The 11,007-nt window shown below is 75.1% G+C and carries 10 protein-coding genes and 1 pseudogene; 5 read left to right on the top strand and 6 right to left on the bottom strand.

Annotated elements, in window-relative coordinates:
* From ACFUEL_RS25400 to ACFUEL_RS25415, 4 genes are all read left to right on the top strand, one after another.
* A partial coding sequence (locus ACFUEL_RS25400) for a hypothetical protein (protein ID WP_380239069.1) occupies positions 1-219 on the top strand: 219 nt, incomplete at its 5' end.
* Between the two features lie 421 nt (positions 220-640).
* Positions 641-1,309 (top strand): DUF5995 family protein, encoded by a 669-nt coding sequence (locus tag ACFUEL_RS25405; RefSeq protein ID WP_380239070.1) that lies wholly within the window; start codon positions 641-643, stop codon positions 1,307-1,309.
* Positions 1,310-1,407: 98 nt separating this feature from the next.
* Complete coding sequence (locus ACFUEL_RS25410; RefSeq protein WP_380239071.1) at positions 1,408-1,608, top strand: hypothetical protein; 201 nt, start codon at positions 1,408-1,410, stop codon at positions 1,606-1,608.
* 68 nt (positions 1,609-1,676) lie between these two features.
* Positions 1,677-3,137 (top strand): hypothetical protein, encoded by a 1,461-nt coding sequence (locus ACFUEL_RS25415; protein WP_380239072.1) that lies wholly within the window; start codon positions 1,677-1,679, stop codon positions 3,135-3,137.
* 96 nt (positions 3,138-3,233) lie between these two features.
* Here ACFUEL_RS25415 and ACFUEL_RS25420 read toward each other — a convergent pair whose 3' ends face one another.
* Positions 3,234-4,673: a GuaB1 family IMP dehydrogenase-related protein gene (locus ACFUEL_RS25420; RefSeq protein WP_380239073.1), complete on the bottom strand. Its 1,440-nt coding sequence runs from the start codon at positions 4,671-4,673 to the stop codon at positions 3,234-3,236.
* Between the two features lie 216 nt (positions 4,674-4,889).
* Positions 4,890-5,480: a TetR/AcrR family transcriptional regulator gene (locus ACFUEL_RS25425; RefSeq protein ID WP_380239074.1), complete on the bottom strand. Its 591-nt coding sequence runs from the start codon at positions 5,478-5,480 to the stop codon at positions 4,890-4,892.
* Between the two features lie 128 nt (positions 5,481-5,608).
* On the opposite strand from ACFUEL_RS25425, the gene ACFUEL_RS25430 reads away from it, so the two are divergent.
* A complete protein-coding gene (locus tag ACFUEL_RS25430) occupies positions 5,609-6,688 on the top strand; it encodes a Gfo/Idh/MocA family protein (protein ID WP_380239075.1) in 1,080 nt (359 codons plus the stop codon).
* 103 nt (positions 6,689-6,791) lie between these two features.
* On the opposite strand, the gene ACFUEL_RS25435 is transcribed toward ACFUEL_RS25430, so the two are convergent.
* From ACFUEL_RS25435 to ACFUEL_RS25450, 4 genes and pseudogenes are all read right to left on the bottom strand, one after another.
* Complete coding sequence (locus tag ACFUEL_RS25435) at positions 6,792-7,622, bottom strand: transglycosylase SLT domain-containing protein (RefSeq protein WP_380239076.1); 831 nt, start codon at positions 7,620-7,622, stop codon at positions 6,792-6,794.
* A 674-nt stretch (positions 7,623-8,296) separates the two neighbouring features.
* Complete coding sequence (locus ACFUEL_RS25440) at positions 8,297-9,919, bottom strand: MFS transporter (protein ID WP_380239077.1); 1,623 nt, start codon at positions 9,917-9,919, stop codon at positions 8,297-8,299.
* Positions 9,920-10,147: 228 nt separating this feature from the next.
* Entirely contained in the window at positions 10,148-10,834 is a 687-nt protein-coding gene (locus ACFUEL_RS25445) for a response regulator transcription factor (protein ID WP_380239078.1), read from the bottom strand.
* A pseudogene (locus ACFUEL_RS25450) lies at positions 10,827-11,007 on the bottom strand (hypothetical protein); the annotation flags it as partial. The pseudogene ACFUEL_RS25450 and the gene ACFUEL_RS25445, both read right to left, overlap by 8 nt.

Raw genomic sequence — 11,007 nt, forward strand, 5'->3', positions numbered from 1 at the left:
GGGTGGGCCGGCAGCACCGCCGCCTGCGCCGCCGCGTCCTTGCCGTCCACCGATTTCGTCCTCGCCACCGGCGTGTTCGGCGGCGACCACTTCCGCGACCAGTCCGGCCCCACCGCGGCGGCCGTCGCCGAAAGCGGCAACAACAGCGAGACGACCAGTCCGGCGGTGACCGCGAAAGCGGTCGGCGTTCGGCGGCGGGACGGTGGTCCTCCGGATTGACGGCCCGTCAATCCCTGTGCTCCTGGCACGATGTGCTCCCCTTTCGTCCGACCCTGAATCAGCTGGCCGACGGTGGAAAATGGCGGGGCAGCGTACCAAGAGAAACTCGTTCGGGGTCAATGGAAAGCAAAAGAGAAATTCGCAATTCCGTTTCGGGTCGATTGCAGAACCGGCCATCGCGGCAAAGCGGGCGCTTCGCCGCCGATCGAACCGCACCATTTCCCCCGTCCGCCCGGAAATGCTGCACATCCGCATATGCAGTATTTGTGCGATCCACCGGGGCGGCCCCGGCCCCCTCCCTCCGCCGCCGTCCCGGCCGCCGTGTGGCACCTTGGCTCCGCCCGGCCCCGCTGCCACAGTGATGGCGTATCAGCACACCGCCCGCTGATACGACCATCACCCGCACCGCAGGAGGGCCCGCATGACCGCACCGGTACTGACGGTGGACCAGGTGGTCGACCGGATGGAGCGACTGGCCGCCGAACTGCCGCCCGGCGACGGCGTCGCCGTGTTCAACGCGATGTACCTGGCCGTCACCCGGCTGGTCCGCGAGCAGCTCGCCACCGCCTACTTCGAGGACCCGGCGGCCATGGCCGAGCTGGACGCCGTCTTCGCCGCCCGCTACCTGGCCGCCGTCGACGACGACCTCGCCGGACGCCGCCCCGCCGCCTGCTGGCGCCCGCTGTTCGAACTGCGCGCCGCCCCGGACGTCCACCCGCTCCAGTTCGCCCTGGCCGGGATGAACGCCCACATCGAGAACGACCTCCCGCTCGCCGTCCTGGACACCTGCCGCCTGACCGGCCGCACCCCGGACCGGCTGCACGCCGACTACCTGCGCGTCAACGCCCTGCTCGCCCGGGTCGAGGCGCAGGTCCGCGAGTCCCTGCTGCCCGTCCCGGCCGGCGGCTCGCTGCTGCACGTGCTCTCGGTCTGGAGCATCGACCGGGCCCGGGACGCCGCCTGGGCCTCCGTGCTGGCCCTGTGGGAGCTGCGCCGCGTCCCGCCCGCCCGCGCGCTGGTCGCCGACGCCCTCTCCGGCTCGGTCGGCATGGTCAGCCGCGCCCTGCTCACCCCGCTCAGCCCGAACTGACGCCCCGCCCGCACGATCCGCCCGGACGATCCGACCGGACCGGACCGGACCGGTAAGTGGTCTCCGCACCGGTCCGGGCAGCCGCTGGCCTCCCGCCCATGACCCGCCCCGGCCGCTACCGCCTGCGCACCCGCCTGCGCCGCCACCTGCCCCGATTCCTGCTCGACCGCGGCGTCGCCGCCGAGGGCCGTGAGGACTGCGGGGCCCACCGGTGGTACGACCACGACGGCGCGGTGGCCCGCTGCCATCACTGCGCGCCGGCCGAACGCCCCTGGCCCGCCCCGCCCGGCGCCCCCTGACGGTCCCGTGCCCGATGATGGGACCCCCGGCGGCACCGGCGCCGGGCGGCACAGGACGGGGCACGGCGATGGCGAAGCGCAAGAAGGACGACGGGCACCGCGGGCCGGACGGGCGGTGCTTCGTGCAGGTGGTCCGGCGGCCGAGCACCGGCGTCGAGGTGTCGACCGGCCGTGCCTGGGTGGGCGTCGACCAGCAGGTCGGCCACGGCTCCGCGGACGCCCTGTTCGCGCTGACGGACGGGCAGTACGCGGCGGCGCTGGCCGGCGAGGGGCTGGGGTCGTTCGAGGGCGAGTGCTGGCGGGGCGCGCACGACGACCTGCTGCTGTTCCACCCGGGCGGCGCGTCCTGGCGCCCGGAGCGCTGGTACCCGGCCAGGGAGCGAATGCTGCCGCCCCGCTTCGAGGGCGAACTCTGGTGGCACGTCGACGCGTTGGGCGAACCGGCGGACAGCGCCCCGGCCACCGCCGCCCGCCTGCTGGCCCCCGGCACCACCAGCGCCACCGGAGCCACCGGAGCCACCGCCCCCGGCGCCCCGGTGTTCCGCCTGACCGGCGAGGGCGCCCACCCCCGCCCCGCCGCGCTGATCGGCGGCCTCGGCCCGGGTAGCGACCGCGCGCGGGCCCGCGCGGTGCTGGGCGAGCCGGTCGGGGCGGACGGGGCGGACGGCGACGTGCACGCCGTCGAGGGCGACCGCGTCCGGCTCGGGTACGTCGACGGCGGCCTGGCCACCATCGCCCTGGAGCGCCCGGCCCCGGTGCCGCCGCCGAAGGGGCCGGTCGGGGCACTGCTCGCCGTGCTCGGCGAGCCGGAGGGCGGCGCGGCCTTCCGGGAGGCGGCCCGTCTGGCGGGCGGCGCGCACCGGCGCTGGGCGTCCTCGTCCGGCCGGTCGTGGCGGCTGCTCGCGTTCGACGGCGGCGCGGAGGTGTGGACCGGGGAGGGCGGGGTGCTGGGCGTCCGGCTGCCCGCGTCCGGCCTGCTGCCCGGCTCCCGCGCGGAGGTCCACCGGCTGCTGGGCGCGCCGTCGGACAGCCACGCGGGCACCGACCTGCACCGCTACGGCGCCCGTGACCTGCTGGTCAAGTACGGCGCCGAGTTCGACTCCGCGCACCCGGCGGCGGCGCCGGTCACGGTGACGGCGGTGCCGCGCGGGGTCACCGTCCCGCGAAGCGTCCACCGCTGGCGCTCCGGCGAGTTCACGCTGTTCCTGGACGTGCTGGGCCTCCCGGAGTCGCACCCGCTGGCCGGGTCGGTGCGGGCTCTGCCGGGGGTGCGCCTGTCGGTGCGGCGCGGCCTGGTCGCCGAGGTGGTGATCGGCGACCGCGGCCACCGGGCCGAACGCCTCGCCGCCTTCGTCGACGGGATGCCCGCCGAACCCGCCCGCGGGGACGTCCCGTTCGGGCTGCCGCAGCACCGCGGCGAGCGGGACGACCTGCGGGAGTTCGCACAGGGCTGGGTGCACGTCCACTGCGCCGACGGGCGGACGGTCAGCACCGTCACGGTCGCCCAGCAACCCCCGCCGGTCCGCTGACCCGGCACCCGACGGGGGACGAACCACACCCGGCGGGGGACGAACCGCACCCGACGGGGGAGACGGGCCGGCGCCCGGCGGGGGAACGGACCGCCGTCAGGCCCAGCTGGAGTGCAGCGGCTTGCCCTCGGCGTAGCCGGCCGCGCTCTGCACGCCGACGATCGCCTTGTCGTGGAACTCCTCCAGGCTGGCCGCGCCCGCGTAGGTGCAGGAGGAGCGGACGCCCGCGACGATCGAGTCGATCAGGTCCTCGACGCCGGGGCGGGCCGGGTCGATGAACATCCGGGAGGTGGAGATGCCCTCCTCGAACAGGCCCTTGCGGGCGCGGTCGTAGGCCGACTCGTCGGAGGTGCGGTTGCGCACGGCGCGGGCCGAGGCCATGCCGAAGCTCTCCTTGTACTGGCGGCCGTCGGCGGTGGTCTGCAGGTCGCCGGGCGACTCCAGGGTGCCGGCGAACCAGGAGCCGACCATCACGTTGGAGGCGCCGGCGGCCAGCGCCATCGCCACGTCGCGCGGGTGGCGCACGCCGCCGTCGGCCCAGACGTGCTTGCCGAGGCGGCGGGCCTCGGCGGCGCACTCCAGGACGGCGGAGAACTGCGGGCGGCCGACGCCGGTCATCATCCGGGTGGTGCACATCGCGCCGGGGCCGACGCCGACCTTGAGGATGTCCGCGCCCGCCTCGACCAGGTCGCGCACGCCGGCGGCGGAGACCACGTTGCCCGCGACGATCGGCACCCGCGGGTCGAGCCCGCGCACCGCGCGCAGCGCGCTGACCATCGACTCCTGGTGGCCGTGCGCGGTGTCGACCACCAGCACGTCCGCCCCGGCCTCCAGCAGCGACTTGGCGCGGCCGGCCACGTCGCCGTTGATGCCGACGGTGGCGGCGATCCGCAGTCGGCCGGCGTCGTCGACGGCGGGGGTGTAGAGGGTGGCGCGCAGCGCGTTCTTCCTGGTCAGGATGCCGACCAGGGTGCCGTCGGCGGCAACCACGGGGGCGAGCTTGCGGTGCGCCTCGTTGAGCCGGTCGAAGGCGGTGCGCGGGTCGATGCCCTCGTCCAGCAGCAGCAGGTCGCGGGACATCACCTCGGACAGGCTGGTGAACCGGTCCACCCCCTGGCAGTCGCTCTCGGTGACCACGCCGACGGGCTTGCCGCCCTCGACCACGACCAGCGCCCCGTGCGCCCGCTTCGGCAGCAGCGACAGCGCGTCCGCGACGGTGTCGCCGGGGGCGAGGGTCAGCGCGGTGTCGTGCACCAGGTGGCGCTGCTTGACCCAGCCGATCACCTCGGAGACGACCTCGATCGGGATGTCCTGCGGGATCGCGACCAGTCCGCCGCGCCGGGCCACCGTCTCGGCCATCCGCCGTCCGGCGATGGCGGTCATGTTCGCCACCACCAGCGGGATGGTGGTGCCCGTCCCGTCCTGGGAGGACAGATCGACACCCTGCCGGGAGCCCACCGCGGAACGGCTGGGGACCATGAAGACGTCGTCGTACGTGAGGTCGTACGCGGGCTTGAGGTCGTTCAGGAAGCGCATGAAGGGGCTCTCTGGCTGGGGAGAAACGTTCCGGCGCGACGCGGTCGAGCCGCGCACACCCAACGTTCGATTCTCGTTCAATCCCCCGCTCCGAGCCAGCCCACGCCGGAATCCTGAAGATCACCACAACCGGCGCCCCGCGATTCCGGAACCCGCCTGTACGAACCTCCAAAAGGCCCCGGCCCCGCCGCCCGGCGTCCCGCGCTTCAGCGCCCTTCAGTCGTCCTGCGCCGGGAACAGCGCGCGCAGCGCCAGCTCCGCGACCCCGAGCAGCTGCTCGCGGTCGTGCCCGCTCGCCGCCTGCACGGCGATGCCGTCGGTAAGGGTGTGCACCAGCCGGGCCAGGGTGGCCGGGTCGTGGCCGGGCGGCAGGTCGGGGGCCCGCTCGAGGCGGCGGCGCAGGGCGTCCTCCCCGGCCGCCCGCCGGGCGACCACCCCGGCGCGGACCGGCTCCGACTCCGGGCCGCAGGCGTGCACGGTGTTGACGCTCAGGCAGCCGGCCGGGGCGTGCGCGCCGCAGGTCAGTTCGACGGCGCCGTACAGCGTCCGTGCGACGACGGCCCGCGCCGTCGGTTCCTCCAACGCCTCGGCGGCGAAGGCGCCGGGGCCGGCCGCGTAGCGGTCGAGGGCCTGCTGGAACAGCTGCTCCTTGTTGCCGAAGGTGGCGTAGAGGCTGTTGCGGTTGATGCCCATCGCGGCGGTCAGGTCGGTCAGCGAGGTGCCCTCGTACCCCTGCCGCCGGAAGACTTCGAGCGCCCGGTCGAGCGCGGTGCGCGGATCGAAGCCGCGCGGGCGACCGCCTGGCATGCCGTACCTCCTGCTGTTCGGCCCTCGGTTCCCCACCGGTCGGCACGTTACCCCTTGACCCCCCGTCGACCCGCCGCCTATTTTCTAACCGATCGGTTAGAAACTAGGCGCGAACCCGTGGGGGCACCATGATCAAGGTCGGAATCGTCGGCGCGAGCGGCTGGGCCGACTCCTCGCACCTGCCCGCGCTCGCCGGGCTGGACGACTTCGAGGTGACCGCGGTCGCCACCACCAACCGGGCCGGCGCCGACCGGGTCGCCGCCGCCCACGGCGTCCCGCTGGCCTTCACCGACGCCGCCGAGCTCGCCGAGCACCCCGAGGTCGACCTGGTGGTGGTGTCGGTCCGGGCCGCCGGGCACGCGGCGGTGATCCGGGCCGCGCTGGCCGCGGGCAAGCACGTGCTGTCCGAGTGGCCGCTGGGCGTGGACGCCGCCGAGGCCGAGCAGCTCGCCCGGGAGGCCGCCGCGGCCGGGGTCGCGCACGCCGTGAACCTCCAGGGAGTGCACTCGCCGGACGTCCGGTACGTCGCCGACCTGCTCGCCGCCGGACGGATCGGCCGCCTCCAGGCCGCCGTCCTGGTCGCCGCGGGCGACCCGCTGGGCGGCCCGCGGATCCCCCCGGAGCTGGCCTGGTCCACCGACCCGGCCGGCGGCACCACGCTGCTGACCATCATGGCCGGGCACTTCCTGGCCGCCCTGCTGCGGATCACCGGCCCGCTGACCGAGGTCACCGCCCGCGTCCCGCACGCCCACGAGCGCGTCGAGGTCACCGGCACCGGAGGGAGCGTCCCCGGCGGCGGCGCACCCTCCCAGGTACTGCTGCTCGGCACCCTGGCGAACGGCGCCGTCGCCTCCGTCACCGTGCACGGCGGCAGCGGGAGCCCGGACGGCTTCCTGCTCCGGCTGGTGGGCACCGACGGCACCCTGACCGCCACCGCCCCCCGTCCCGGCAGCTACCCGCACTGGACCGACTGGGAGATCCGGATCGACGGCGAGCCCGCCCCCGTCCCCGCGCACTACCGCACCGTCCCCTTCGACCCCGCCGACGGCCCGGTCGCCAACGTCGCCGCCGGCTACCGGGAGTTCGCCACCGCGCTCGCCCGGCACCGCGCCCCCGCACCGGACTTCCACGCCGCCGCGGCCCACCACCGCCTGCTCGCCGCCCTCGAACGCTCGGCCGCCACCGGCACCCCCCAGCGGGTCGACTGACCCCCCGCCCGAGCACCCCGCCGAGCACCCCGCCGGACGCACCGCGGCCCCCTGCGGCGCGGTGCACCGAGGGGGCCGGGAAGCGGCTGCGGAGGACAGGCTCCTAGTAGCCGCGCCAGTGGGAGCCGTAGCCGCGGGCGGCGGCCATGTTGTCCATGTTGCCGTAGCGGGCGTCGCAGTAGCGCGAGCTGGCGACCAGGTTGTCGACGGGGTTGCGGATGTCCGTGTGGCCGGGCAGCGCGTACGCCTTGAAGGTCGGCATGATCACCTGGGTCAGGCCGATCGACGGGGTGCCCTTCTTGGCGTTCGAGTCCCAGTTGTTCTGGGCGTTCGGGTTGCCGGAGGACTCGGCGATCGCGGCGGCGCGCATCGCCTTCGCGGACGGGACGTGCTGCCCGTTGGCGGCCAGCACGTCGCGGGCCTCCTCGATCCAGCCGTCCAGGTTGTTCGGGTAGGTCTTCTTCGCGGAGGCGGCGGCCTGCTCGTCCTTCGCCTTCTGCTCGGCGGCCTGCTTCTCCTGCTGGGCCTTCTGCTCGGCTGCCTGCTTCTCCTGCTCGGCCTGCTGCTCCGCGGCCTGCTTCTGCTGCTCGGCCTGCTGGGCCTGCTGCTGGGCCTGGTCCTGCTGGGCCTGCTGCTGGTCCTGCTGGCCCTGGTCCTGGTTCTGCTGACCCTGGTCCTGCTGGACGGGCTCGCGGTCCTCGCTGCGGGAGGCGGCCTGGTCACCGTCGCGGTTGGCGTCCTGGGTGCCAGCGGCGGCGACCGCGGCGGTGTCGGCGCGGTCGGACGAGGGGGAGGCGATCGCCTGGGAGATGGGCAGCAGGGTGCCCACCGCGATGGCTCCGGCCAGGCCGAGGCCGAGGACGGCGTCGGGCATGCGGTGGTGGCCCATCCGCACCTGCGGGAGTCGGCCGAGGTTGTGCTTGATGCGTCGCATTTCGGGTACCTCCGAGAGTCGTTCCAGGTCACGCCGAGCCCGGGTGGACATGCGGGACTCCCGCTCGGTGCGGGTTCCTCGGCCCGGGACGGCCGGCCCGGCGGCTCCGTGCTCACCGGGGGACGCATGCGCCGCGCTGGTCTCGCGGTCCGCTGCGTCGTGTCAGCCCCGTGAGCACTCGGATCGGCTCGGGGCACAACCACGAGACTGCCGGAGCCCCAACGGCGCGGCAAACATCCCGACATGCGCCCTCCACAACTCCTTCACATCCCGGATTCCCTTGTGCGACAAGGGAGTTCACCCCTCCGAGCCCCCCGTATTCCGGCCCGCCTGTGAAGAAGGCCACAGGGGCGCCCAACCTCCCCCCGATCCGGGGTTCTTGGGCTCCGGCCAGTGCTGCCAAGGCTTTCGGGGCTCCGGCCGCCCTCCGGGCCGCCGACCCCCGTGTGACCCCGGCCACCGCCCGCCGCTGTGACCCCGCTCTCCCCCCGGCCACGCACCGCAGCCGCCCGGCCACCCGGACCGCCCCTCCCGTGACCCGGCTCACGCGCCCCCCGTGACCCGGCTCACGCGCCGTCAACCCGCCCCGGCAGTGGAGCCGGGAGCGGGTCGGCGGGAGCGGGTCGGCGGGAGCGGGTCGGGGGCGGGTGGGTCGGGGGCGGGCGGCGCCGGCCTCAGACCGGGACGGCCACCGGCTCGGGCCGGGCTTCGGCACCGACCGCGCCACCACCGTCGACGCCACCGCCGTCAGCGGTACCGCCGCCAGCAGCGCCGACGACGGCATCACCGGCCCGCTGCTTGGCACCGACCACGGCGACCAGGACGGTGGCGGCGGCGCAGAACGCGGCGACCACCCACAGCGTGTGGTGCAGGCCACTGGTGTACGCGGAGGTGGCGACGGTGTGGAAGGCCCCGCGGGCGCCCTCCGGGACGGTGGCCTCGGGGGCGGCCAGTTGGCCCTGGTTCAGGACGTCGGCCAGCGCGTCCGGGTTGTGGCCGTAGGGCCCGCCGAAGGAGTCCAGCCGGTGCCCCAGGTCGGCCCGGGTGAAGTTGACCAGCAGCGAGCCGACCACGGCGATGCCGACGGCCTCGCCCGCCAGGCGCATGGTGTTGAACATGCCCGCCGCCATGCCCGCCCGGGCCGGGTCGACGCTGGAGACCGCCGCGCCGTCCATGACGCCGAGGGAGATGCCGATCCCGGCGCCGACGACGGCGTAGGGGGCGCAGGCGGCCCAGTTGCCGATGCCGGGGTGCAGGACGGTGAGCCAGGCCGCGCCGACGGCGGTCAGGCCCACGGAGGCGGTGACCAGGTGCCGCAGCGGCACCCAGCGCAGCAGGTAGCCGGCGACCAGCGGGAGGACCACGGTCGGCACGGTCAGCATCATCAGGTCGACACCGGCGTGCAGGGTGCTCTGGCCGTTGACGGCGGTCAGGTAGCTGGGCAGGTAGACCAGCAACGGGGTGAAGCCGAGGACGAGGGCGACCACGCCGACGCAGAGCGAGACGAACTGCGGCTGGCGGAACAGGCCGAGGTCGAACATCGGGCGGGCCTGCCGCCGCTCGACGGCGACGAAGGCGGTGAGCAGGACGGCGAAGGCGGCGTAGGCGGCGAGGTTGAACGGGGAGGCCCAGCCCAGCTGGGAGCCTTCGATCAGGGCCGCGATCAGGGCGCTCAGTGCGCCGCTGAAGGTGACCGTCCCGGCCCAGTCCACCCGGTGGGCCTGCGGGTCGCGGGACTCGGGCAGCCAGGCGGCCAGGGCCAGCACGACGAGGCCGGCCAGGCCGGGCACCAGGAAGACCGGGCGCCAGCCGTAGGCGGTGGACAGCGCCCCGGCGACGAAGGGCCCGAAGGCCGCGCCGACGCCCACCGTGGTGCCGAAGACGGCGAAGGCCCTGGCCCGGGCGGCGCCCTCGAAGACGTGCGCCAGGGTGGCGCTGCCGGCGGTGAGCATGGCGGCGGCGCCGACACCCGCGGCGGCCCGGGAGGCGTCCAGCAGGGCGATGTTCCCGGAGGCCGCCGAGAGCAGCGAGCACCCGGCGAAGAGCAGCGTGCCCAGCAGCAGGATCCGGCGGCGGCCGAAGCGGTCGGCGAAGGCGCCGCAGGCGAGCATGAACCCGGCAAAGGTGAGGTCGTAGCCGTTGACGATCCACTGGTTGGCGTCGAGGCCGCTGTGGAAGTCGGCGGCCACCCCCGGCATGGCGACCGAGGCACCGGTCAGTGAGAGCGGCAGCAGCAGTGCGGCGAGCAGTACGGTGACCAGGCTGACGGCGGGCCTTTTCGAAACGGAATCCGGCATTTTCTCTTTCCCCTCCCTGAGGAATGTTCTCTTCGGTTCTCCCGACTCCTCGAGCCTAGGTTTCGCCGCCCCGCCGCCGGTATTCCCCTTGCGTGCCACCGGCTGCCTCTTTGGTGACATGCCGTGCCCGCACTCCCTCCTCCCTCGCTGAATTCGTATACGAACCCGAAATGCGAAGAACCCCGGGAACTCCCGGCGGAGAGCCGTCGGGAATTCCCGGGGGAATGCTCAGGCGGCCGTCCGGCGGGGCCGCACCAGGCCCGCGGCGACGGCCTTGTTGACCGCGTCGATGCGCGAGACGGCACCGAGCTTCTCGAACAGGTTCCGCAGGTGGCGCTTGACGGTGCCCTCGGTGATGCCCAGCCGGGCCCCGATCTGCCGATTGCTCAGGGCGTCCGCCACCAGCGCCAGGACCTCGACCTCCCGGGCCGACAGCCGCGCCTCCCCCGCTCCCCCCGCTCCCCCCGCTGACCCCGTCGCCCCGGCCTCCGGCGCCGGCCGGCCCGCGGGCAGCGAGAGGGTGACCACCGCCCGCCCGGGGTCGCCGCTCTGGCGCACCGCCGCGGTCATGGTCTGCCAGGAGGCGCTCTTGTGGACGTAGCCGCACGCCCCGGCGGCGACCAGTTCGCCCACCGTCCTGGGGTCGTCGTCCGCGCTGACCACGACGATCCGCAGCCCGGGGTGGCGGCCGAGCATCCGGCGCACGGTGGCGGCCGGGTCCTCGTTGTGCGGCATCCGGATGTCGAGCAGGGCCACGTCCGGGCGGTGCTCGACGACCAGCCGGACGGCCGTCTCGGCGTCCCCGGTCCGGGCGACCACCTCGAAGTCCGCCTCGGCGCACAGCAGCTCGCACACCGCCTCGCGCAGCAGGGCGTGGTCGTCGGCGACCAGGATGCGGGTGCGGCGCTCAGCCACGGCCGTCCCCCCGCCCGTCGCACGGGGTCCCGAGCGGGATCCGCAGGACGACCTCGGTGCCCCGCCCGGGGGCGGAGGCGACGGTGGCGGTGCCGCCGAGCGCGGCGGCCCGCTCCTCCATGGCGAGCAGCCCGGCGGCGCGGCCGGGGCGCCGGACCGCCGCCGGGTCGAAG

The organism is Kitasatospora sp. NPDC057198, assembly GCF_042670125.1.
Lineage (GTDB): Bacteria > Actinomycetota > Actinomycetes > Streptomycetales > Streptomycetaceae > Kitasatospora.